We start from the raw sequence: 19974 nt of genomic DNA, 5'->3' as shown, positions 1-19974 counted from the left end.
GGGCGGCTCAGCAGCAGCCGCCCCCCGGCAGGGTCCGCTTGTTGCGCGCCTCCTTGTTGCGGGCCATGAGCTGGTCGTCCGCCGGATAGCCGACCTCCTCCAGGGTCAGCCCGTGCGGCCGTACGACGTGCACCGCCGAATCGCGCACCCCGGCCGCCAGCACCTTGCCCGGCCACTCCACCGGCCGGTGCCCGTCCCCCACGAACAGCAGCGCGCCCACCAGCGAGCGCACCATGTTGTGGCAGAAGGCGTCCGCCTTCACCGTCGCCGTGACGATCCCGTCCGCGTCCCGCACCCAGCTCAGCTCCTGGAGCGTACGGATCGTGGTCGCCCCCTCACGCCGCTTGCAGTACGCGGCGAAGTCGTGCTCCCCCAGCAGCGCCTGCGACGCCGCGTTCATCGCCTCGACGTCCAGGTCCCAGTCGTGCCACAGCACGTGGCCGCGCAGCAGCGGGTCCACGCCGCCCGGGTGATCCGTCACCCGGTAGGCGTACCGCCGCCAGATCGCCGAGAACCGCGCGTTGAACCCGTACGGCGCCTCGGCCGCCCGCCACACCCGTACGTCCTTCGGCAGCCGCCCGGCCAGCCGCCGCAGCAGCTTGTCCGCGTGCTCGGCCCACAGCCCGGCCGGCAGATCCACGTGCGCCACCTGCCCGCGCGCGTGCACCCCGGCGTCCGTCCGCCCCGCCACGGTCAGCTCGTACGTCTCCGCCGACCGCGTCACCGTCCGCAGCGCGGTCTCCAGCTCCTCCTGGACCGTGCGCCGCGCCCGCTGCTTGGCCCAGCCCGAGAAGTCCTTCCCGTCGTAGGAAAGGTCCAGCCGCACCCGTACGAACCCGGGCTCCACTTCATCGCTCACGCGTGCATCCTCTCAAGCGGAACGGGCCCGCCCCCCTGAGGGGAGCGGGCCCGTCCTACGGCCTGTGGCAGGCTCAGGCGTCCTTCGACTCCTCGGCCGGGGCCTCGGCGGCCTCGCCCTTGGTGTCCTCGGCCTTGGCGGCCTCGTCGGACTCCTTCACCGCGCGCTTGGTCGCGGCCTCGGCCTCGGCAACGGTGGCCTTCTTGGCGATCTCGCCCTCGACCAGCTCGATGACGGCCATCGGGGCGTTGTCGCCACGACGGTTGCCGATCTTGGTGATACGGGTGTAACCACCCGGACGCTCCGAGAAGCGCGGCGCGATCTCCGTGAAGAGCGTGTGCACGACGCTCTTGTCCGAGATCAGCGTCATGACCTGGCGGCGGTTGTGAAGGTCACCCTTCTTCGCCTTGGTCACCAGACGCTCGGCGTACGGACGCAGACGACGGGCCTTGGCCTCGGTCGTCGTGATCCGGCCGTGCTCGAAGAGGCTGGTGGCCAGGTTGCGCAGCATCGCACGCTCGTGCGACGCGCTGCCGCCCAGACGGGCACCCTTGGCGGGCTTCGGCATGGTATTTCTCCTTCATTGCTGCACCGGCCGTATCAGGTACCGGTGTCAGTTCCCACGGGGCGGGTGCCACGTGGAAGATTTTTCGCGCCGCCTGCGGCCTGTTCCATCGTGCCGGACCAGGCCAAAACAAGCCCGTCCGGCGCTTGAGGACGAGGCCGCAGGCCGATAACGCCTGCGCCCCGGCGGCGGGCCGGCCGACATGTCAGCCACCCCGCCGCAGACGGGCTCAGTACTGCTCGGTCTCCACGAACCCGGCGTCCGCGTCGTCGTCGGCGCCGAAGGCGTCAGCGGCAGCCGTCGGGTCGAACCCGGGGGGCGAGTCCTTCAGGGCCAGGCCCATGCCGGCCAGCTTCGCCTTGACCTCGTCGATCGACTTCGCACCGAAGTTGCGGATGTCGAGCAGGTCGGCCTCGGAGCGGGCCACGAGCTCACCCACGGAGTGGATGCCCTCGCGCTTGAGGCAGTTGTACGACCGAACGGTGAGCTCCAGCTCCTCGATCGGCAGCGCCAGGTCGGCGGCCAGGGCGGCGTCCGTGGGGGACGGGCCCATGTCGATGCCCTCGGCGTCGATGTTCAGCTCGCGCGCCAGACCGAACAGCTCCACCAGGGTCTTGCCGGCGGACGCCATCGCGTCACGGGGACGCATGGCCTGCTTGGTCTCGACGTCGACGATCAGCTTGTCGAAGTCGGTGCGCTGCTCGACACGGGTCGCCTCGACCTTGTAGGTGACCTTCAGCACGGGGCTGTAGATGGAGTCGACCGGGATACGGCCGATCTCCTGGCCCACCTGCTTGTTCTGCACGGCGGAGACGTAGCCGCGACCGCGCTCGACGGTCAGCTCCATCTCCAGCTTGCCCTTGCCGTTGAGGGTGGCGAGGACCAGGTCGGGGTTGTGCACCTCGACACCGGCCGGCGGGGCGATGTCCGCGGCGGTGACCAGGCCGGGGCCCTGCTTGCGCAGGTACATCACGACCGGCTCGTCGTGCTCCGAGGAGACGACAAGCTGCTTGATGTTCAGGATGAGGTCGGTGACGTCCTCCTTGACGCCCGGCACGGTGGTGAACTCGTGCAGGACACCGTCGATGCGGATGGACGTGACCGCCGCACCCGGGATCGAGGAGAGGAGCGTACGACGCAGGGAGTTGCCGAGGGTGTAGCCGAAGCCCGGCTCCAGCGGCTCGATCACGAACCGGGAGCGGTATTCGTCGACGACCTCTTCGGTCAGCGAGGGACGCTGAGCGATCAGCATGAGGTGTTTCGCCTTCCAGTCGTGGCACCCGCTATTTGATGCCAGCTGCGCCGGACGGTGGCCCGGCGGTCTCTACAAGGGTACGGGCGGCACGGCGCGGCTCCCAGGAGTCGCGGCGTACCGCCCCAAAAGTGCCCGGTGCCGGGCCGCGCCGGAGCGCGGACCGACAGGCTGCGGCCTGTTACGGCCGCGCGGCGTCAGACGCGACGACGCTTGGGGGGACGGCAGCCGTTGTGCGGCGTGGGGGTGACGTCCTGGATCGAGCCGACCTCCAGGCCGGTGGCCTGGAGCGAGCGGATCGCGGTCTCACGGCCGGAGCCGGGACCCTTGACGAAGACGTCGACCTTGCGCATGCCGTGCTCCTGCGCGCGGCGGGCGGCCGACTCGGCAGCCATCTGCGCGGCGAACGGCGTGGACTTGCGCGAGCCCTTGAAGCCCACGTGGCCCGCCGAGGCCCAGGAAATCACGTTGCCCGTGGGGTCGGTGATCGAGACGATGGTGTTGTTGAACGTGCTCTTGATGTGAGCGTGCCCGTGGGCGACGTTCTTCTTCTCCTTGCGGCGCACCTTCTTGGCGCCGGCCGTACGGCCCTTCGGAGGCATGTATTACTCCCGGTGGAGGTGGTCGGTCCTACAGCGAAGACCGCTGATGAGCGTCCGCTGAGGACTACTTCTTGCCCGGCTTCTTCTTGCCGGCGATCGCGCGACGCGGGCCCTTGCGGGTACGGGCGTTCGTGCTGGTGCGCTGACCGTGCACCGGCAGGCCGCGGCGGTGACGCAGACCCTGGTAGCAGCCGATCTCGACCTTGCGGCGGATGTCGGCCTGGATCTCGCGACGGAGGTCACCCTCGGTCTTGAGGTTGTTGTCCACGTACTCGCGGATCTTGACCAGGTCTTCCTCGGCCAGGTCGCGAACGCGGGTGTCCGGGTTCACGCCGGTGGCGGCGAGGGTCTGCTGCGACAGGGTGCGCCCGATGCCGAAGACGTAGGTGAGGGCGACCTCGACGCGCTTGTCGCGCGGGAGATCAACGCCTGCGAGGCGTGCCATCGATTGGCTCCTGAGGTATTCGGAGGTCTTCCGCAGCACCGTTCCCGTAAGACTCTTGAGCATTACGAGCCGGGTCCCCGGCCTCCGAGCCGGGGGTGTCGTCCCCTGCGTCCGCTACCTGAGCGAGCACGGGGGTCGGGTGTCTGCGTATGTACGTATTACTGTGCGTTTGCGTCGCGCGAAGATACTGCGAAATGCAGAGAGGTCGGCGTGCGTCAGCCCTGGCGCTGCTTGTGGCGCAGGTTGTCGCAGATCACCATGACCCGGCCGTGGCGGCGGATCACCTTGCACTTGTCGCAGATCTTCTTGACGCTCGGCTTGACCTTCATGGGTGTGAGGTTCTCCGGGTCAGTGCCGCCACCCCACGGGAGGGGGCGTCGACAAGATCTACTTGTAGCGGTAGACGATCCGGCCACGCGTCAGGTCGTACGGAGACAGCTCCACGACGACCCGGTCATCCGGAAGGATGCGGATGTAGTGCATCCGCATCTTGCCGCTGATGTGCGCGAGGACCTTGTGACCGTTCTGAAGCTCCACCTTGAACATCGCGTTCGGGAGGGACTCGATCACGGTGCCCTCGATTTCGATGGCACCTTGCTTCTTGGCCACGCTTCGCCCTTCGAATCGGCTACCTTGATCGACTACGTACGGACGCATACCCGGAAAACAGGCACACGGATGCACGACAGCCGACGCGTCAGTCTACGTCAGCGATCCCGAAAAGACGAATCCACGATTATTGCCCACGGACAGTGATCGTTACGCCTCGGGCCCGGACCGTACCGCCGGCCGGGTGCGGGTCTCAGGCCAGCGGGTCGGGCGCGGCCTCGATGCCCAGCTCGGCCAGCTTCGCCTTGCCGCCGTCGGGGGCGGTCAGCACCAGCGGGCCCTGTTCGGTCAGCGCGACCGAGTGCTCCCAGTGCGAGGACCAGCCGCCGTCGTTCGACTTGACCGTCCAGTCGTCTTCCAGCACATGGGTCTTGGCCGTACCCAGGTTGACCATGGGCTCGATGGCGATGCAGAAGCCCGGGACCAGCTTCGGGCCGCGGCCGCGCTTGCGGTCGACGTAGTTCAGCAGGTGCGGGTCCATGTGCATCTGCGAGCCGATGCCGTGGCCGCCGTAGTCCTCGACGATGCCGTACTTGCCGTTGGCCGGGCGCGGCTGGCGGCGGATGTAGCCCTCGATCGCCTTGGAGATGTCGACCAGGCGGTTGCCCTTGCGGACGGCGGCGATGCCGGCCCACATGGACTCCTCGGTCACCCGGCTCAGCTCGACCAGCTCCGGAGCGTGACCGGAGCCCACGAAGGCGGTGTAGGCCGCGTCGCCGTGCCAGCCGTCGATGATCGCGCCGCAGTCGATGGAGATGATGTCGCCGTCGGCGAGCACGGTCTCGGTGTCGGGGATGCCGTGGACGACGACGTCGTTGACCGACGTGCAGATCGTCGCGGGGAAGCCGCCGTACCCGAGGAAGTTCGACTTGGCGCCGTGCTCGGCCAGCACCTTGCGCGCGGCGTCGTCCAGGTCCTTGGTGGTGGCGCCGGGCACCGCCACCTCACGGGTCGCCGCGTGGATGGCGGCGACCACCAGCCCCGCCTCGCGCATCTTCGCGATCTGCTCGGGGTTCTTGATCTCCACCATGGGGGCTGACGCCTTCCTCAAACCGACTACTACGACGCTGCTGCGGCCGCACGGGCCGCCACATACACGATACGGCCGCGGCGCCCGTGCCCGGGCACCGCGGCCGTACGCGTGGTTCTCGTGCCTGTCAGGCCTTGCCGAGCGCGGCCATCGCGCGCTGGGTGACCTCGTCGACCTTGCCGAGGGCCGGGATCGTGACGACCAGGTCCTGCGCCTTGTAGTGGTCGATGATCGGCTCGGTCTCCGTGTGGTAGACCTCCAGCCGCTTGCGGACGGTGTCCTCGCGGTCGTCCTCGCGCTGGTACAGGTCGCCGCCGCAGAGGTCGCAGACGCCCTCGGTCTTCGGCTTGTGGTAGTCCACATGGAAGACGTGGCTGCTGTCGTTGCGGCAGATCCGGCGGCCGGCGATCCGCTTGACGACCTCGTCCTCGGGGACCTCCAGGTCCAGGACGGCGTCCAGCTTCACGGCCTTGCCCTTGAGGTAGGTGTCCAGCGCCTCGGCCTGGCCCAGGTTGCGCGGGAAGCCGTCCAGCAGGAAGCCCTGCCGGGCGTCCTCCTGGTTCAGCCGGTCCTCGGCCATCGCGATCGTCACCGAGTCGGGGACCAGGTTGCCCGCGTCCATGTAGGACTTGGCCTCTTTGCCCAGGTCGGTGCCCTGGCTGATGTTGGCGCGGAACAGGTCGCCCGTGGAGATGTGCGGGATCGAGAGGTTCTTGGCGAGGTACGCGGCCTGCGTACCCTTGCCTGCCCCAGGAGGCCCGACGAGGACGATTCGCATCAGCGGAGGAACCCTTCGTAGTTGCGCTGCTGGAGCTGGCTCTCGATCTGCTTCACGGTCTCCAGACCCACACCCACGATGATCAGGATGCTCGTCCCGCCGAACGGGAAGTTCTGGTTGGCCTTGAACAGCACCAACGCCACGGTGGGCACCAGCGCGATCAGACCCAGGTACAGCGAGCCCGGCCACGTGATCCGGTTGAGCACGTAGCTGAGGTACTCGGCCGTGGGGCGACCGGCCCGGATCCCCGGGATGAAGCCACCATACTTCTTCATGTTGTCGGCAACTTCTTCGGGGTTGAAGGAGATGGCGACGTAGAAGAACGCGAAGAAGACGATCAGCAGGAAGTACGTGACGATGTAGACCGGGTGGTTGCCCTTGGTGAAGTTGGTTTCGATCCAGGTCGCCCAGCCGGCCTTCGACCCGCTGAACTGTGCCACCAGGGCCGGGATGTAGAGCAGCGACGAAGCGAAGATGACGGGGATCACGCCCGCCTGGTTCACCTTGAGCGGGATGTAGGTGGACGTACCGCCGTACGAGCGACGTCCGATCATCCGCTTGGCGTACTGCACGGGGATCCGCCGCTGGGCCTGCTCGACGAAGACGACCAGGGCGACCATCGCCAGACCCACGACGATGACGGCGAAGAACTCGATCCAGCCGTCCGCCAGCTTGCCGGACATCTTGATCTGCCACAGCGAGCCGGGGAAGCCGGCCGCGATACCGACGAACATCAGGATCGACATGCCGTTGCCGATGCCGCGGTCGGTCACCAGCTCACCGAGCCACATGACCATGGCCGTACCGGCGGTCATCGTGATGACCATGGTGATGGTCGTGAAGATCGTGTCGCTCGGGACGATCTCGCTGGCGACGGGGCAGCCCTGGAACAGCGCGCCGCTCTTGGCGGTGGCGACCAGGCCGGTGCCCTGGAGGACCGCCAGCGCGACGGTCAGGTACCGGGTGTACTGAGTGATCTTTGCCTGTCCGGACTGGCCCTCTTTCTTGAGGGCCTCCAGACGGGGGATGACCACGGTCAGCAGCTGGAGGATGATGCTTGCCGTGATGTACGGCATGATCCCCAGCGCGAAGATCGTGATCTGGAGCAGCGCACCACCGCTGAACATGTTCACCAGGCCGAAGAGGCCGCCGTTGGCGCCGGCCTGCTTCATGCAGGTGTCGACATTGGAGTAGTTCACCCCGGGCACCGGAACGTGCGCTCCGAGCCGGTAGACGAGCACAATGCCCAACGTGAACAGCAGCTTCTTGCGCAGGTCGGGCGTCTTGAACGCTCGGGCGAACGCGGTGAGCACGGTGCCTCCTGCGCCTCCCGCCTCTGGAGCGAGAGGTGACGGTCTTGAGGATCGACGAATACAAAGCGGCCAAAACCGCGCAGGACATTAGCCCACGCGGTGGGGGTCCAGGGGAAGAACCCCCGGAAAATACAGCAACAGTGCACGCCACCTTACCGGCGACCATGCCCCCCTTGGAACGACCAACCGGGGATGCCCCAATACGTGGGCATCCCCGGTCGGTTGATTCACTGAGCTCAGATGAGCTCGGTGACGCTGCCACCGGCAGCGGTGATCTTCTCCTTGGCGGAGCCGGAGACGGAGTCCACCGTCACCGTCAGCGCCACGGAGATCTCGCCCTGGCCCAGGACCTTGACGAGCTCGTTCTTGCGCACCGCGCCCTTGGCGACCAGGTCGGTCACCGTGACCTCGCCACCCTGCGGGTAGAGCGCGGCCAGCTTGTCCAGGTTCACGACCTGGAACTGCTTGTGGGCGGGGTTCTTGAAGCCCTTCAGCTTCGGGAGGCGCATGTGGAGGGGCATCTGCCCACCCTCGAAGCGCTCCGGAACCTGGTAACGGGCCTTCGTGCCCTTGGTACCACGACCTGCGGTCTTACCCTTGGACGCCTCACCACGACCCACACGGGTCTTGGCAGTCTTGGCGCCCGGGGCAGGACGGAGGTTGTGGACCTTCAGCGGGTTGTTCTCCGCCATGTCAGTCGACCTCCTCGACCGTCACGAGGTGGCGGACGGTGTGCACCATGCCGCGGTACTCGGGGCGGTCTTCCTTGACAACCACGTCGTTGATCTTCTTGAGACCGAGCGAACGCAGGGTGTCGCGGTGGTTCTGCTTGCTGCCGATGATGGACTTGGTCTGCGTGATCTTGAGCGAAGCCATTACGCGTTCACCCCGGCACGCGCCCGCAGCAGAGCGGCGGGAGCAACGTCCTCCAGCGGCAGGCCACGGCGGGCGGCGATCTCCTCGGGCCGCTGCAGGCCCTGGAGCGCGGCGCGCGTGGCGTGCACGATGTTGATCGGGTTCGACGAACCGAGCGACTTGCTCAGCACGTCGTGGATGCCCGCGCACTCCAGCACGGCACGCACCGGGCCACCGGCGATCACACCGGTACCGGGGGAAGCCGGCTTGAGCAGGACGACGCCCGCGGCCTCTTCGCCCTGGATGGGGTGCGGGATGGTGCCACCGATACGGGGGACCTTGAAGAAGTGCTTCTTGGCCTCCTCAACACCCTTGGCGATGGCGGCCGGCACCTCCTTGGCCTTGCCGTAACCGACACCCACGGTGCCGTCACCATCGCCCACCACGACCAGCGCGGTGAAGCTGAAGCGACGACCACCCTTCACAACCTTGGCGACGCGGTTGATTGCGACAACACGCTCGACGTAGGCGGTCTTCTCGGCAGCTGCGCCGCCGTCCCGCCGGTCCTTACGGTCCCGCCGCTCGCCGCCACCGGCACCGCTCCCGCGGCGCTGGGGTCCAGCCATTGGATTTACCTCTCTCTGTTACGTCCGCTAGCTACGGAACCGGGGCTTAGAACTTCAGCCCGGCTTCGCGGGCGGCGTCGGCCAGAGCGGCAATCCGCCCGGCGTACTGCTTGCCACCACGGTCGAACACGACGGCCTCGACGCCGGCGGCCTTGGCGCGCTCGGCGACCAGGGAACCGACCTGCTTGGCCAGGTCCGTCTTGTTGCCCTCGCCACCGCGGATCGACGCGTCCAGGGTCGACGCCGACGCCAGGGTGTGACCCTTGATGTCGTCGATGACCTGGGCGGTGATACCGCGGTTGGACCGCGTCACGACCAGACGCGGACGCTCCGGCGTACCCGAAATCCGCTTGCGGATGCGGATGTGGCGACGCTTGGCGGCGGCGCGCTTGTAGGCGTCACCCTTCGCGACCTTCACACCGTATGCCATGGCTTACTTACCAGCCTTTCCGACCTTGCGGCGGATGACCTCGCCGGCGTACTTGACGCCCTTGGCCTTGTACGGGTCGGGCTTGCGCAGCTTGCGGATGTTCGCGGCGACCTCGCCGACCTTCTGCTTGTCGATGCCCTCGACGCTCAGCTTGGTCGGGGACTCGACCTTGAACGAGATGCCCTCGGGCGCCTCGACCAGGATCGGGTGGCTGTAACCGAGCGAGAACTCCAGGTTGGAGCCCTTCGCCTGGACGCGGTAACCGACACCGCTGATCTCGAGCGCCTTCGTGAATCCCTGGGTCACGCCGGTGATCATGTTCGCCACCAGCGTGCGGGACAGGCCGTGCAGGGCCTTGTTCTGACGCTCGTCGTTCGGGCGGGTGACGGCGATGAAGCCGTCCTCACCCTTGGCGACCTCGATGGGCGCGGCGACGGTGTGCTGCAGGGAGCCCTTGGGACCCTTCACCGAAACCGTGCGACCGTCGATGGTGACGTCCACACCAGCGGGAACCTGGATGGGCAGCTTGCCAATACGCGACATTAGCTATTCCTCCGTTCCCGAATTACCAGACGTAGGCGAGAACTTCTCCGCCTACGCCCTTCTTGCTGGCCTGCTGACCGGTGAGGAGACCGTGCGACGTGGAGATGATCGCCACGCCCAGGCCGCCGAGCACCTTCGGCAGGTTGGTGGACTTTGCGTAGACCCGCAGGCCCGGCTTCGAGATGCGCTTGATGCCGGCGATCGAACGCTCGCGGTTCGGACCGAACTTCAGCTCGAGGATGAGGTTCTTGCCGACCTCGGCGTCCTCGACCTTCCAGCCGGTGATGTAACCCTCCTGCTGGAGGATCTCCGCGATGTGCGACTTGATCTTGCTGTGCGGCATCACGACGGTGTCGTGGTACGCCGAGTTCGCGTTACGCAGACGCGTGAGCATGTCTGCGATGGGGTCAGTCATGGTCATGAATTGGCCTTCGGCCTCTCTCGCCGGGGTTTCCTGTATGCGCCATCCCTCTCCCCGAGCAGGGTCGGGACGGGTGCGGCGCGGGGACCTTCGGCGTAGTAAGTCGTTCCTGGGCGGCGGGGCGCCCAACCCTTCTACCCTACGGGATCAAAGGGCGGGGCCCCGCCGAACAGATGCTTACCGAGAGACTCCGGAACCACCCACATGATTCCTGCCGTCCGCCGGACCGCCCGTGAGGGCGCTGGTCGGACGTGCGGGAGGGGGTGTTACCAGGAGCTCTTGGTCACGCCCGGCAGCTCGCCACGGTGAGCCATCTCACGGAGGCACACGCGGCACAGGCCGAACTTGCGGTACACGGAGTGCGGACGGCCGCAGCGCTGGCAACGCGTGTACGCGCGCACAGCGAACTTCGGCTTGCGGGCCGCCTTAGCGATCAGAGCCTTCTTCGCCACGGTCAGTTCTCCTTGAACGGGAAGCCGAGGTGACGAAGCAGGGCGCGGCCCTCATCGTCGTTGGACGCCGTGGTGACCACGGTGATGTCCATGCCCCGCTGCCGGTCGATCTTGTCCTGGTCGATCTCGTGGAACATGACCTGCTCCGTGAGACCGAAGGTGTAGTTGCCCCGACCGTCGAACTGCTTCGGGGACAGACCACGGAAGTCGCGGATGCGCGGCAGCGCGAGCGACAGCAGGCGGTCCAGGAACTCCCACATGCGGTCACCGCGGAGGGTGACGTGGGCACCGATCGGCTGGCCCTCGCGCAGCTTGAACTGCGCGATGGACTTACGGGCCTTGGTGACGGCCGGCTTCTGGCCGGTGATCGTGGTGAGGTCCTTGATGGCACCCTCGATCAGCTTGGAGTCGCGGGCGGCGTCGCCCACACCCATGTTGACCACGATCTTGGTCAGACCGGGGATCTGCATGACGTTCTCGTAGGAGAACTCGTCCTTCAGCTTCCCGGCGATCTCTTCGCGGTAGCGCTGCTTGAGGCGCGGCGCGTTGGTGGTGGCAGTCATCAGATGTCCTCACCGGTCCGCTTGGCAACGCGGATCTTGTTGCCCTCTTCGTCGAAGCGGTACCCGACGCGGGTGACGACCTTGTTGCCGTCCTTCTCCACGACCAGCTGAACGTTGCTGACGTGGATGGGGGCCTCGGTCGTCACGATGCCGCCGGTCTTGGAGCCGCGAGCGGTCTGACCGGCCTTGGTGTGCTTCTTGACCCGGTTGACACCCTCGACCAGGACACGGTCCTCGCGGGGGAAGGCCGCGATGACCTTGCCCTGCTTGCCCTTGTCCTTGCCGGTGATGATCTGGACCAGGTCGCCCTTCTTGATCTTCATCGGTTACAGCACCTCCGGCGCGAGCGAGATGATCTTCATGAACTTCTTCTCGCGCAGCTCCCGGCCCACGGGGCCGAAGATACGGGTGCCGCGGGGGTCGCCATCGTTCTTGAGGATGACGGCCGCGTTCTCGTCGAAGCGGATGTACGAGCCGTCCGGACGGCGGCGCTCCTTGACGGTGCGAACGATGACCGCCTTGACGACGTCACCCTTCTTCACGTTGCCACCGGGGATCGCATCCTTGACGGTGGCGACGATGACGTCACCGATGCCCGCGTAGCGGCGGCCCGAACCACCGAGAACACGGATGGTGAGAATTTCCTTCGCACCCGTGTTGTCGGCGACCCGAAGCCGCGACTCCTGCTGGATCACGTCTATCTCCTGATCGTCTGCCGGTTCCCGGCGGGGGCCTCATGGCTGAGGCCCACCGCCGAGCCTGGCGGAACTGACCTGGGGGAAACCCCCCAGGCGGTATCTATAGGAATTCCCGAACGGGAATGTCCTTACTTGGCCTTCTCGAGGATCTCGACGATGCGCCAGCGCTTGCTCGCCGACAGCGGACGCGTCTCCATCAGGAGGACGCGGTCGCCGACACCGGCAGCGTTCTGCTCGTCGTGCGCCTTGAGCTTGTTCGTACGGCGGATGACCTTGCCGTACAGCGCGTGCTTGACACGGTCCTCGACAGCGACGACGACGGTCTTGTCCATCTTGTCGCTGACGACGAGACCCTCGCGGGTCTTGCGGAAGCCGCGCTGCTCGTTCGTCTCAGTCACATTCTTCTCGCTCATCAGGCGCTCTCCACCGTCTCGATGCCGAGCTCGCGCTCCCGCATCAGGGTGTAGATCCGGGCGATGTCCTTGCGGACGGCCTTCAGCCGGCCGTGGTTTTCGAGCTGTCCGGTCGCCGCCTGGAAGCGGAGGTTGAACAGCTCCTCCTTGGCCTCACGCAGCTTCTTGACGAGGTCCTCGCCATTCAGCTCGCGCAGCTCGGTCGCCTTGGTACCGGCCGCCATCACGACTCACCTGCCTCGCGCCGCACGATGCGGCACTTCATCGGAAGCTTGTGGGCGGCGCGGGTCAGCGCCTCCTTCGCAACCTTTTCGTTCGGGAAGGACAGCTCGAACATCACCCGACCGGGCTTGACGTTCGCGACCCACCACTCCGGAGAACCCTTACCGGAACCCATGCGGGTCTCGGCCGGCTTCTTCGTCAGCGGGCGGTCCGGGTAAATGTTGATCCAGACCTTGCCGCCACGCTTGATGTGACGGGTCATGGCGATACGAGCGGACTCGATCTGCCGGTTCGTCACGTAGGCGGGGGTCACGGCCTGAATGCCGTACTCACCGAAGGCAAGCTCGGTGCCACCCTTGGCCATACCGTTGCGCTTCGGGTGGTGCTGCTTGCGGTGCTTGACCCTGCGAGGGATCAGCATGTCGGTCAGCCCTCCGTTCCGGTGCTCTCAGCAGCCGGAGCAGCGGCAGCGGCCTCGGCCTTGGGGGCCTCGGCAGCGGCGTTCTGCTGCGGCTTGCGGCCGCCACGGCCGCCACGCTCGCCACCGCGGCGCGGACGGTCGTTGCCGCCACCACCACGGGCCGGGCGGTTGCCCGCACGGGCGGCAGCGTTCTCGGCGCGGACCTCGGCGATGTTCTTGACGTCGCCCTTGTAGATCCAGACCTTCACACCGATACGGCCGAAGGTGGTCTTGGCCTCGAAGAAGCCGTAGTCGACGTTGGCGCGGAGCGTGTGCAGGGGCACGCGGCCCTCGCGGTAGAACTCCGAGCGCGACATCTCGGCGCCGCCGAGACGGCCACCGCACTGGATCTTGATGCCCTTGGCGCCGGCCTTCATCGTCGACTGCATGCTCTTGCGCATGGCGCGACGGAAGGAGACGCGGGAGGACAGCTGCTCGGCGACGGCCTGGGCCACGAGCTGAGCATCGGTCTCGGGGTTCTTGACCTCGAGGATGTTCAGCTGGACCTGCTTGCCGGTCAGCTTCTCCAGTTCGCCGCGGATGCGGTCGGCCTCGGCGCCGCGGCGGCCGATGACGATGCCCGGACGAGCGGTGTGGATGTCGACGCGGACGCGCTCACGGGTGCGCTCGATCTCCACCTTCGAGATGCCGGCGCGCTCCATGCCCTTCGTCATCATGCGACGAATGGCGACGTCTTCCTTGACGTAGTCCTTGTACAGCTTGTCGGCGTACCAACGCGACTTGAAGTCGGTGGTGATGCCGAGCCGGAACCCGTGCGGGTTAACCTTCTGGCCCATTACCGGGTTCCTTCCTTGCTGCTGACGACCACGGTGATGTGGCTGGTCCGCTTGCGGATCCGGTAGGCACGGCCCTGGGCGCGCGGACGGAACCGCTTCAGGGTCGGGCCTTCGTCGACGTACGCCTCGGAAATGACGAGGCTGCCGGCGTCGGTGTGGTCGTAGTTGTGCGCCGCGTTGGCAATGGCGCTGTCCAGCACCTTGCCGACGGGCACGCTCGCGGCCTGCGGGGCGAAACGCAGGACCGCCTGAGCCTCCGTGGCATCCATGCCACGGATAAGGTCCACCACGCGGCGGGCCTTCATGGGCGTGACGCGGATGTACCGCGCCTGGGCCCTGGCTTCCATGGTTGTCCCTTCGGTGTCAGTCATAGTCTTCGCACTCCGGTCGATCAGCGACGACGCGACTTGCGGTCGTCCTTCTCGTGGCCGCGGAAGGTGCGGGTCGGCGCAAACTCGCCGAGCTTGTGGCCGACCATCGACTCGGTGACGAACACCGGGACGTGCTTGCGGCCGTCGTGCACCGCGATCGTGTGGCCGAGCATGGCCGGGACGATCATGGAGCGGCGGGACCAGGTCTTGATGACGTTCTTGGTGCCGGCTTCGTTCTGCGTGTCCACCTTCTTGCTCAGGTGGTCGTCGACGAAGGGCCCCTTCTTGAGACTACGCGGCATCTAAACCCGCTCCTAGCGCTTCTTGTTCGTCTTGCGGCGGCGGACGATGTACTTGTTCGAAGCCTTCTTCGGCGAACGCGTACGACCCTCCTTCTGGCCCCAGGGCGAGACCGGGTGGCGACCACCGGAGGTCTTGCCCTCACCACCACCGTGCGGGTGGTCGACCGGGTTCATCACGACACCACGCACGGTCGGGCGGACGCCCTTCCAGCGCATACGGCCGGCCTTGCCCCAGTTGATGTTCGACTGCTCGGCATTGCCGACCTCGCCGACGGTGGCGCGGCAGCGCACGTCGACCAGGCGGATCTCACCGGACGGCATACGAAGGTGGGCCATGGAGCCCTCCTTCGCCAGCAGCTGCACGGAGGCACCCGCGGAGCGGGCGAACTTCGCGCCGCCGCCGGGCCGCAGCTCGATGGCGTGGATCGTCGTACCGACCGGGATGTGGCGCAGCGGCAGGTTGTTGCCCGGCTTGATGTCGGCGCCCTGGCCGTTCTCAATCCGAGCACCCTGCACCAGGCCACGCGGCGCGATGATGTAGCGCTTCTCGCCGTCTGCGTAGTGCAGCAGCGCGATGCGCGCGGTGCGGTTCGGGTCGTACTCGATGTGCGCGACCTTGGCCGGCACGCCGTCCTTGTCGTGACGACGGAAGTCGATCACGCGGTAGGCGCGCTTGTGGCCACCGCCCTGGTGGCGAACGGTCACACGACCGGCGTTGTTACGGCCGCCCTTGCTGTGCAGCGGGCGGACCAGCGACTTCTCCGGCGTGGACCGCGTGATCTCGACAAAGTCGGCGACGCTGGAGCCACGACGGCCCGGGGTCGTCGGCTTGTACTTGCGGATACCCATTTCTCAGTCCTCGTCCGATTCCGGACGACTCGGACTCCGTTAGGAGACCGGGCCGCCGAAGATGTCGATACGGTCGCCCTCGGCGAGGGTCACGATGGCGCGCTTGGTGTTGGCGCGCTTACCGAAACCGGTGCGGGTGCGCTTGCGCTTGCCCTGGCGGTTGATCGTGTTGACCCCGGTGACCTTGACCGAGAAGACCGCCTCGACGGCCTGCTTGATCTGGGTCTTGTTCGCACGCGGGTCGACGATGAACGTGTACTTGTTCTCGTCCAGCAGCGCGTAGCTCTTCTCGGAGACGACCGGCTTGACCAGAAGGTCGCGCGGGTCCGAGAAGGACTTGCTGGTAACGGTCGCCTCAGTCATCAGGCGGCGCTCCCTTCGAGCTCAGCGGCCTTGGGACCAGCCACGAAGGACTCGAAGGCGGCCTTGGTGAAGACCACGTCGTCGGAGACGAGCACGTCGTACGTGTTCAGCTGGCCCGGCTCCAGGATGTGGACCTGGGGCAGGTTGCGGGCGGAGAGCCACGCGGCCTCGTCGGCGCGCTCGGCGACCAGCAGCACGTGCTTGCGCTCGCTGATCTTGCCGAGGAGAGCCTTGGCGGCCTTCGTGGAGACCTCGCCCTCGACCACGCCGGAGACGACGTGGACGCGGCTGTTGCGGGCCCGGTCGGTCAGGGCACCGCGCAGGGCGGCGGCCTTCATCTTCTTCGGGGTCCGCTGCGAGTAGTCACGCGGCACGGGGCCGTGCACGACGCCACCGCCGGCGAACTGCGGCGCACGGGTCGAACCCTGGCGCGCGCGGCCGGTGCCCTTCTGGCGGTACGGCTTCTTGCCACCGCCGCGGACCTCGCCACGAGTCTTGGTCTTGTGCGTGCCCTGACGGGCCGCGGCCAGCTGCGCGACAACGACCTGGTGGATCAGCGGAATGCTGACCTTCGCGTCGAAGATCTCCGTGGGGAGCTCGACGGTCCCGGCCTTGTCGCCTGCCGGCGAAAGGATGTCAATGGTGCTCATCGGTTACCTCAGGCCCCCTTGGCCGCGGTACGGACCAGGACGAGGCCGCCGTTCGGACCAGGAACTGCGCCCTTGATGAGCAGCAGACCCTTCTCCGCGTCAACGGCATGGACGGTCAGGTTCTGGGTGGTGACCCGCTCGTTGCCCATACGGCCGGCCATCCGCATGCCCTTGAACACGCGGCCCGGGGTGGCGCAGCCACCGATGGAGCCCGGCTTGCGGTGCACGCGGTGGGCACCGTGCGAAGCCTTGCCGCCGTGGAAGCCGTGACGCTTCATGACACCGGCGAAGCCCTTGCCCTTGCTCTTGCCGGTCACGTCCACCTTGACGCCCGACTCGAAGGTCTCGGCGGTCAGCTCCTGGCCGAGGGTGTACTCACTGGCGTCAGTGGTACGGACCTCGACGAGGTGACGGCGGGGGGTGACGTCGGCCTTCGCGAAGTGGCCCTTGAGGGGCTTGTTCACCTTGCGCGGGTCGATCTCGCCGAAGGCGATCTGGACGGAGTCGTAGCCGTCCTGGTCATTGGTGCGCACCTGGGTAACGACGCAGGGGCCGGCCTTGACCACAGTGACCGGGACGACACGGTTGTTCTCGTCCCAGACCTGGGTCATGCCGAGCTTCTCGCCCAGGATGCCCTTGATCTGCTTAGCCATCTCTACTGCGCCTCTCAGAGCTTGATCTCGATGTCAACGCCGGCCGGAAGGTCCAGGCGCATCAGCGAGTCAACGGTCTTGGGCGTCGGGTCGAGAATGTCGATCAGGCGCTTGTGCGTGCGCATCTCGAAGTGCTCGCGCGAGTCCTTGTACTTGTGCGGCGACTTGATGACGCAGTACACGTTCTTCTCGGTGGGGAGCGGCACCGGGCCCGCGACCGACGCACCAGTACGGGTCACCGTCTCGACGATCTTCTTCGCCGACGTGTCGATGACCTCGTGGTCGTAGGCCTTGAGCCGGATGCGGATCTTCTGTCCCGCCATGGCTACTTCGTAGTCCTGTCTCTCGTAACGCTCTGGGACCCGGTACGTTGCCGTTCATCCACCGACCCACGCGGTCGGGCGTGTCGCGCTCCTTCCCGCAGATCCCCGCAAGGGCGATCCTTCGAGAAGGAAAACGTGGGGGATGAACACCCACCGGGCGCCTGGCTGAGGCACCCCGCTGCACTTCCCGGAAGATTCCCGTACTTCCGCCCCTGATAAGGGACGACGAATACCTAGGACTCGCTTCCAGTCCCCCCGGCGGGAGGCGCGCAGCATCGGCACTCAACCGAGCAACCTGGACAGTGTGCCACATCAGCGGCGGCCGCTGCCAATCGAGCGGGAGATCGTACACCGCGTCACACCGCCCGGATGCACGGACCCGCCTCCGACGCGCCGGGACGGACCGCCGGCGGGGCGCCGCCGGCCCGCTCTCACGCCGCGATCGCCAGTTGCCACTGGATACGGGCGGACTCCTCCGCGTGACGCTCGTCACCCTCCACGGCGAAGGTGGCGTGCGGGAAGTCGCGGATCTGCCGGAGCCACTCGCCGACCGTCGCCGTGCCGGGCACGGGGACGACGCGGCCCGAGCGGTCCGGGCCGCGGCTGGCGAGGACGGTGACCGTGAACTGGTCGGTCTCGGTCACCAGCACCACGTCGTGCGGGAACTGCGCCACCCGCTCCATGACCCCGCGGGCCGGCTCGCGTCCGTCGGCCACGACCAGCACATGGTCGCCGTGCTCGTCCGTGGTGCCCTCGAACCCCGCCAGTATGCCCAGGAACCGGTTTATGTGGCGGTTGCGCAGCTCGTCGATGACGCGCTGCCGTCCCTCCTGGAAGCCCGTGGTCGCGGCGAACCGGAACGTCAGCGAGACCCGGCCGGCCAGCGCCACGTCGATCTCCGCCATCTCCTCGCGCGTGGGGTACGCGGCCCCGTCGTCGAGGCCGTACGCCGCGAGCCAGCGGTTGACCTCCGGCCACAGCCACGCCCGGGAGCGCCCGACGGTGCCCTCGGCGGCCGGGAACGGGGCACCCTGGGCCTTGCGCACCCCGGCGGCCCACTGGGCGACGTTCTGCCGGGAGCGTCCCGTGCGCTCGGCGATCTCGTGTATGCCGACCACATCGCGGTCGAGGCGGCGCACCCGCAGGCGCGGCACCGCGGCGCGCGCCGCGGAGGCCGCTTCGAGCGCGGCCCGGACCGCGCAGTCGCCGGGCCAGGTGATGCTGAGCAGGTCGGTGCCGCCGGCCCGCGCCAGGAGGGCGTCGCAGGTGTCGCGCAGCGCGTCGACGGCGTCCGGGTCGTCGACGGTCGCGCCCGTGACGACGAAGGTGAAGTCGTAGTCCATGACGGCGTCCCCCTAGTCCTTGGGCAGGGTTGCAGGTCTGTTGTCGTTCGTCAACAGACAAAGCATGACAAAACATGTCGCAGCCTGCACGGGCAGCCGTCGTAAAGCGCACGGTCACCGCCGGTCCACCTCAGTTGACGCCGCGGTCACGCTTCGCCGCGCGGCATCCCCGTGAGACTGCGGTTCGCCGCGTCGTCCGGCAGCGGACACCGAGCCGCCAGCCGGTCGATCACGCGCGCGTGCGCGGAGGCGCTGCGCGGCGTGCCCGCCACCGGGATGACCGTGCAGCGGCCCGCGCACGGGCAGTAGAGCCGCCCCCAGTGCCCGTCCTTGCGCAGCACCCAGCCACGGGCCGCCCACTTCTCCAGCACCCGCCGCACGTCCTTCTTGGGGTGATCGCAGGGCCTGATCTCGCTGCCGACCACCCGCTCACCGCCCGTCGGCGCGCACGGAAGACGCCGGCGGCCCGCTGCGCACGCGCGGCTTCGGGGCGGGCGCGGAGGCGGTGCTCCGCGGCGCGACACGGGTGACGGGGTGAGCAAGTACCACGAGAGGCTGACTCCTCTGGTGCCGACTGGACTTCCTGGCGACGCCCGACCCCCTCGGCGCGAGCCGCCCCTCCCCGGGCGGTGACGCTCCGACATCAGTACGTTACTCCAAATGACGGAAGGTCCCTCGCCATTTCCGGCGCGCCGCACCCGCGAACCGAACTTCCGCACCGCGCGGCGCGGGGCGCGGCGCACCCCACTCGCCGCACACCCCGCTCCCCCGCTCCGGCTCACGCCCGCGCACCGCCGTACGCCCCCGGGCGCCGAGCGCAAAAGAATTATCCGGCGCGGGCAAAAACACGCCGTATCGAATGAACCCGAAAATCCTACAGCTCACAAGAAATGGAAGCCTTCCGGCTGAAGCTGCGCACCCGGCGACTACGCCGCACCCCCGGGGGAACCCTGAACCATATCGGCCGGGCGAGCAGGAAGGAGGATTTCATGCAGCATTCCCCTTCCGGACGTCCTTTCCGGCGCGGCGGCTGCGCCCGCTCCAGACACCGTTCTTCCCACGGACGCCGATCGCGCCGCGGAGCGAGAAGTCCCGCCCCCGCGTGCGGGAGACGCCCCGGCCCGGGCCCCGTACGAAGGCGGCGGGCGTGACCGGGGCACCGGGCCCCGCATCCGCCGCCCTCCCGC

General features: G+C 67.6%; 33 protein-coding genes. All 33 read right to left on the bottom strand.

The window, feature by feature from the left end; genetic code table 11:
• Positions 1 to 7: 7 nt before the first annotated feature.
• Positions 8 to 859 (bottom strand): tRNA pseudouridine(38-40) synthase TruA, encoded by an 852-nt coding sequence (truA, locus tag AB0A97_RS15280; RefSeq protein WP_361149208.1) that lies wholly within the window; start codon positions 857 to 859, stop codon positions 8 to 10.
• A gap of 73 nt (positions 860 to 932) precedes the next feature.
• A complete protein-coding gene (gene rplQ, locus AB0A97_RS15275) occupies positions 933 to 1427 on the bottom strand; it encodes a 50S ribosomal protein L17 (protein ID WP_125055658.1) in 495 nt (164 codons plus the stop codon).
• A 226-nt stretch (positions 1428 to 1653) separates the two neighbouring features.
• Complete coding sequence (locus tag AB0A97_RS15270) at positions 1654 to 2676, bottom strand: DNA-directed RNA polymerase subunit alpha (RefSeq protein WP_003956430.1); 1023 nt, start codon at positions 2674 to 2676, stop codon at positions 1654 to 1656.
• A 197-nt stretch (positions 2677 to 2873) separates the two neighbouring features.
• A complete protein-coding gene (gene rpsK, locus AB0A97_RS15265) occupies positions 2874 to 3278 on the bottom strand; it encodes a 30S ribosomal protein S11 (RefSeq protein ID WP_004571845.1) in 405 nt (134 codons plus the stop codon).
• 64 nt (positions 3279 to 3342) lie between these two features.
• The gene (rpsM, locus tag AB0A97_RS15260; protein ID WP_004571844.1) at positions 3343 to 3723 is read right to left on the bottom strand and encodes a 30S ribosomal protein S13; all 381 of its coding nucleotides are present in this window, start codon (positions 3721 to 3723) and stop codon (positions 3343 to 3345) included.
• Between the two features lie 215 nt (positions 3724 to 3938).
• Positions 3939 to 4052, bottom strand: coding sequence for a 50S ribosomal protein L36 (gene rpmJ, locus AB0A97_RS15255; RefSeq protein ID WP_003956441.1), 114 nt, complete (start codon positions 4050 to 4052; stop codon positions 3939 to 3941).
• 58 nt (positions 4053 to 4110) lie between these two features.
• On the bottom strand, positions 4111 to 4332 hold the full coding sequence (gene infA, locus AB0A97_RS15250; RefSeq protein WP_003956442.1) for a translation initiation factor IF-1: 222 nt from the start codon (positions 4330 to 4332) through the stop codon (positions 4111 to 4113).
• Positions 4333 to 4525: 193 nt separating this feature from the next.
• A complete protein-coding gene (gene map, locus AB0A97_RS15245; protein WP_361149203.1) occupies positions 4526 to 5362 on the bottom strand; it encodes a type I methionyl aminopeptidase in 837 nt (278 codons plus the stop codon).
• A gap of 127 nt (positions 5363 to 5489) precedes the next feature.
• Entirely contained in the window at positions 5490 to 6140 is a 651-nt protein-coding gene (locus tag AB0A97_RS15240; protein WP_361149201.1) for an adenylate kinase, read from the bottom strand.
• Complete coding sequence (gene secY, locus AB0A97_RS15235) at positions 6140 to 7453, bottom strand: preprotein translocase subunit SecY (RefSeq protein WP_125046327.1); 1314 nt, start codon at positions 7451 to 7453, stop codon at positions 6140 to 6142. The genes AB0A97_RS15240 and secY overlap by 1 nt, the downstream gene beginning before the upstream one ends.
• A gap of 236 nt (positions 7454 to 7689) precedes the next feature.
• Positions 7690 to 8145 carry a 50S ribosomal protein L15 gene (gene rplO, locus AB0A97_RS15230; RefSeq protein ID WP_030016979.1) on the bottom strand — a complete coding sequence of 152 codons (456 nt, stop codon included), beginning with the start codon at positions 8143 to 8145 and terminating at the stop codon, positions 7690 to 7692.
• A 1-nt stretch (position 8146) separates the two neighbouring features.
• A complete protein-coding gene (gene rpmD, locus AB0A97_RS15225) occupies positions 8147 to 8329 on the bottom strand; it encodes a 50S ribosomal protein L30 (protein WP_030016980.1) in 183 nt (60 codons plus the stop codon).
• Positions 8329 to 8934 (bottom strand): 30S ribosomal protein S5, encoded by a 606-nt coding sequence (rpsE, locus tag AB0A97_RS15220; protein WP_030016981.1) that lies wholly within the window; start codon positions 8932 to 8934, stop codon positions 8329 to 8331. The genes rpmD and rpsE overlap by 1 nt, the downstream gene beginning before the upstream one ends.
• 46 nt (positions 8935 to 8980) lie before the next feature.
• Complete coding sequence (rplR, locus tag AB0A97_RS15215; protein ID WP_030375637.1) at positions 8981 to 9364, bottom strand: 50S ribosomal protein L18; 384 nt, start codon at positions 9362 to 9364, stop codon at positions 8981 to 8983.
• A 3-nt stretch (positions 9365 to 9367) separates the two neighbouring features.
• Positions 9368 to 9907 carry a 50S ribosomal protein L6 gene (gene rplF, locus AB0A97_RS15210; protein ID WP_073768965.1) on the bottom strand — a complete coding sequence of 180 codons (540 nt, stop codon included), beginning with the start codon at positions 9905 to 9907 and terminating at the stop codon, positions 9368 to 9370.
• 22 nt (positions 9908 to 9929) lie between these two features.
• On the bottom strand, positions 9930 to 10328 hold the full coding sequence (gene rpsH / locus AB0A97_RS15205; protein WP_004571835.1) for a 30S ribosomal protein S8: 399 nt from the start codon (positions 10326 to 10328) through the stop codon (positions 9930 to 9932).
• Positions 10329 to 10594: 266 nt separating this feature from the next.
• Positions 10595 to 10780, bottom strand: coding sequence for a type Z 30S ribosomal protein S14 (locus tag AB0A97_RS15200; RefSeq protein ID WP_004571834.1), 186 nt, complete (start codon positions 10778 to 10780; stop codon positions 10595 to 10597).
• 2 nt (positions 10781 to 10782) lie between these two features.
• The gene (gene rplE / locus AB0A97_RS15195; protein ID WP_030016984.1) at positions 10783 to 11343 is read right to left on the bottom strand and encodes a 50S ribosomal protein L5; all 561 of its coding nucleotides are present in this window, start codon (positions 11341 to 11343) and stop codon (positions 10783 to 10785) included.
• On the bottom strand, positions 11343 to 11666 hold the full coding sequence (rplX, locus tag AB0A97_RS15190) for a 50S ribosomal protein L24 (protein WP_031003050.1): 324 nt from the start codon (positions 11664 to 11666) through the stop codon (positions 11343 to 11345). The genes rplE and rplX overlap by 1 nt, the downstream gene beginning before the upstream one ends.
• A gap of 3 nt (positions 11667 to 11669) precedes the next feature.
• Positions 11670 to 12038: a 50S ribosomal protein L14 gene (gene rplN / locus AB0A97_RS15185; RefSeq protein WP_003974257.1), complete on the bottom strand. Its 369-nt coding sequence runs from the start codon at positions 12036 to 12038 to the stop codon at positions 11670 to 11672.
• A 131-nt stretch (positions 12039 to 12169) separates the two neighbouring features.
• A complete protein-coding gene (gene rpsQ, locus AB0A97_RS15180) occupies positions 12170 to 12454 on the bottom strand; it encodes a 30S ribosomal protein S17 (protein WP_004571831.1) in 285 nt (94 codons plus the stop codon).
• A complete protein-coding gene (gene rpmC / locus AB0A97_RS15175) occupies positions 12454 to 12678 on the bottom strand; it encodes a 50S ribosomal protein L29 (protein ID WP_030016986.1) in 225 nt (74 codons plus the stop codon). The genes rpsQ and rpmC overlap by 1 nt, the downstream gene beginning before the upstream one ends.
• Positions 12678 to 13097 carry a 50S ribosomal protein L16 gene (gene rplP / locus AB0A97_RS15170; protein WP_004571829.1) on the bottom strand — a complete coding sequence of 140 codons (420 nt, stop codon included), beginning with the start codon at positions 13095 to 13097 and terminating at the stop codon, positions 12678 to 12680. The genes rpmC and rplP overlap by 1 nt, the downstream gene beginning before the upstream one ends.
• A 5-nt stretch (positions 13098 to 13102) precedes the next feature.
• The gene (rpsC, locus tag AB0A97_RS15165; protein ID WP_030016987.1) at positions 13103 to 13933 is read right to left on the bottom strand and encodes a 30S ribosomal protein S3; all 831 of its coding nucleotides are present in this window, start codon (positions 13931 to 13933) and stop codon (positions 13103 to 13105) included.
• Entirely contained in the window at positions 13933 to 14280 is a 348-nt protein-coding gene (gene rplV, locus AB0A97_RS15160) for a 50S ribosomal protein L22 (RefSeq protein ID WP_006604878.1), read from the bottom strand. Before rplV ends, rpsC begins: the two co-directional genes overlap by 1 nt.
• Before the next feature lie 44 nt (positions 14281 to 14324).
• A complete protein-coding gene (gene rpsS, locus AB0A97_RS15155) occupies positions 14325 to 14606 on the bottom strand; it encodes a 30S ribosomal protein S19 (RefSeq protein ID WP_030016988.1) in 282 nt (93 codons plus the stop codon).
• A 12-nt stretch (positions 14607 to 14618) separates the two neighbouring features.
• Positions 14619 to 15455, bottom strand: a complete 837-nt coding sequence (gene rplB / locus AB0A97_RS15150; RefSeq protein ID WP_030016989.1) for a 50S ribosomal protein L2 — start codon at positions 15453 to 15455, stop codon at positions 14619 to 14621.
• A 39-nt stretch (positions 15456 to 15494) separates the two neighbouring features.
• Positions 15495 to 15818, bottom strand: coding sequence for a 50S ribosomal protein L23 (rplW, locus tag AB0A97_RS15145; protein WP_030016990.1), 324 nt, complete (start codon positions 15816 to 15818; stop codon positions 15495 to 15497).
• Positions 15818 to 16468, bottom strand: a complete 651-nt coding sequence (rplD, locus tag AB0A97_RS15140) for a 50S ribosomal protein L4 (protein WP_361149190.1) — start codon at positions 16466 to 16468, stop codon at positions 15818 to 15820. Before rplD ends, rplW begins: the two co-directional genes overlap by 1 nt.
• A gap of 8 nt (positions 16469 to 16476) precedes the next feature.
• Entirely contained in the window at positions 16477 to 17121 is a 645-nt protein-coding gene (rplC, locus tag AB0A97_RS15135) for a 50S ribosomal protein L3 (protein ID WP_030016992.1), read from the bottom strand.
• Positions 17122 to 17135: 14 nt separating this feature from the next.
• Complete coding sequence (rpsJ, locus tag AB0A97_RS15130; protein WP_004571821.1) at positions 17136 to 17444, bottom strand: 30S ribosomal protein S10; 309 nt, start codon at positions 17442 to 17444, stop codon at positions 17136 to 17138.
• Positions 17445 to 17875: 431 nt separating this feature from the next.
• Entirely contained in the window at positions 17876 to 18787 is a 912-nt protein-coding gene (locus AB0A97_RS15125) for a hypothetical protein (RefSeq protein ID WP_361149187.1), read from the bottom strand.
• 146 nt (positions 18788 to 18933) lie between these two features.
• Positions 18934 to 19212: a hypothetical protein gene (locus AB0A97_RS15120; RefSeq protein WP_361149184.1), complete on the bottom strand. Its 279-nt coding sequence runs from the start codon at positions 19210 to 19212 to the stop codon at positions 18934 to 18936.
• Positions 19213 to 19974: the final 762 nt, after the last annotated feature.

Origin of the sequence: Streptomyces sp. NPDC045470 (assembly GCF_040646595.1) — a bacterium.
In the GTDB taxonomy this organism is placed as follows: domain Bacteria; phylum Actinomycetota; class Actinomycetes; order Streptomycetales; family Streptomycetaceae; genus Streptomyces.
The sequence above is the reverse complement of the archived record's forward strand: the minus strand, read 5'-3'. Positions and strand labels throughout refer to the sequence as shown.

Bases quoted from the DNA above. Each gene is read 5' to 3' on its own strand.
- rplQ (WP_125055658.1), bottom strand. From the start codon at position 1,427: ATGCCGAAGCCCGCCAAGGGTGCCCGTCTGGGCGGCAGCGCGTCGCAC.
- AB0A97_RS15270 (WP_003956430.1), bottom strand. From the start codon at position 2,676: ATGCTGATCGCTCAGCGTCCCTCGCTGACCGAAGAGGTCGTCGACGAA.
- rpsK (WP_004571845.1), bottom strand. From the start codon at position 3,278: ATGCCTCCGAAGGGCCGTACGGCCGGCGCCAAGAAGGTGCGCCGCAAG.
- rpsM (WP_004571844.1), bottom strand. From the start codon at position 3,723: ATGGCACGCCTCGCAGGCGTTGATCTCCCGCGCGACAAGCGCGTCGAG.
- rpmJ (WP_003956441.1), bottom strand. From the start codon at position 4,052: ATGAAGGTCAAGCCGAGCGTCAAGAAGATCTGCGACAAGTGCAAGGTG.
- map (WP_361149203.1), bottom strand. From the start codon at position 5,362: ATGGTGGAGATCAAGAACCCCGAGCAGATCGCGAAGATGCGCGAGGCG.
- AB0A97_RS15240 (WP_361149201.1), bottom strand. From the start codon at position 6,140: ATGCGAATCGTCCTCGTCGGGCCTCCTGGGGCAGGCAAGGGTACGCAG.
- rplO (WP_030016979.1), bottom strand. From the start codon at position 8,145: ATGGCGGAGAACAACCCGCTGAAGGTCCACAACCTCCGTCCTGCCCCG.
- rpmD (WP_030016980.1), bottom strand. From the start codon at position 8,329: ATGGCTTCGCTCAAGATCACGCAGACCAAGTCCATCATCGGCAGCAAG.
- rpsE (WP_030016981.1), bottom strand. From the start codon at position 8,934: ATGGCTGGACCCCAGCGCCGCGGGAGCGGTGCCGGTGGCGGCGAGCGG.
- rplR (WP_030375637.1), bottom strand. From the start codon at position 9,364: ATGGCATACGGTGTGAAGGTCGCGAAGGGTGACGCCTACAAGCGCGCC.
- rplF (WP_073768965.1), bottom strand. From the start codon at position 9,907: ATGTCGCGTATTGGCAAGCTGCCCATCCAGGTTCCCGCTGGTGTGGAC.
- rpsH (WP_004571835.1), bottom strand. From the start codon at position 10,328: ATGACCATGACTGACCCCATCGCAGACATGCTCACGCGTCTGCGTAAC.
- rplE (WP_030016984.1), bottom strand. From the start codon at position 11,343: ATGACTGCCACCACCAACGCGCCGCGCCTCAAGCAGCGCTACCGCGAA.
- rplX (WP_031003050.1), bottom strand. From the start codon at position 11,666: ATGAAGATCAAGAAGGGCGACCTGGTCCAGATCATCACCGGCAAGGAC.
- rpsQ (WP_004571831.1), bottom strand. From the start codon at position 12,454: ATGAGCGAGAAGAATGTGACTGAGACGAACGAGCAGCGCGGCTTCCGC.
- rpmC (WP_030016986.1), bottom strand. From the start codon at position 12,678: ATGGCGGCCGGTACCAAGGCGACCGAGCTGCGCGAGCTGAATGGCGAG.
- rplP (WP_004571829.1), bottom strand. From the start codon at position 13,097: ATGCTGATCCCTCGCAGGGTCAAGCACCGCAAGCAGCACCACCCGAAG.
- rpsC (WP_030016987.1), bottom strand. From the start codon at position 13,933: ATGGGCCAGAAGGTTAACCCGCACGGGTTCCGGCTCGGCATCACCACC.
- rplV (WP_006604878.1), bottom strand. From the start codon at position 14,280: ATGGAAGCCAGGGCCCAGGCGCGGTACATCCGCGTCACGCCCATGAAG.
- rpsS (WP_030016988.1), bottom strand. From the start codon at position 14,606: ATGCCGCGTAGTCTCAAGAAGGGGCCCTTCGTCGACGACCACCTGAGC.
- rplB (WP_030016989.1), bottom strand. From the start codon at position 15,455: ATGGGTATCCGCAAGTACAAGCCGACGACCCCGGGCCGTCGTGGCTCC.
- rplW (WP_030016990.1), bottom strand. From the start codon at position 15,818: ATGACTGAGGCGACCGTTACCAGCAAGTCCTTCTCGGACCCGCGCGAC.
- rplD (WP_361149190.1), bottom strand. From the start codon at position 16,468: ATGAGCACCATTGACATCCTTTCGCCGGCAGGCGACAAGGCCGGGACC.
- rplC (WP_030016992.1), bottom strand. From the start codon at position 17,121: ATGGCTAAGCAGATCAAGGGCATCCTGGGCGAGAAGCTCGGCATGACC.
- rpsJ (WP_004571821.1), bottom strand. From the start codon at position 17,444: ATGGCGGGACAGAAGATCCGCATCCGGCTCAAGGCCTACGACCACGAG.
- AB0A97_RS15125 (WP_361149187.1), bottom strand. From the start codon at position 18,787: ATGGACTACGACTTCACCTTCGTCGTCACGGGCGCGACCGTCGACGAC.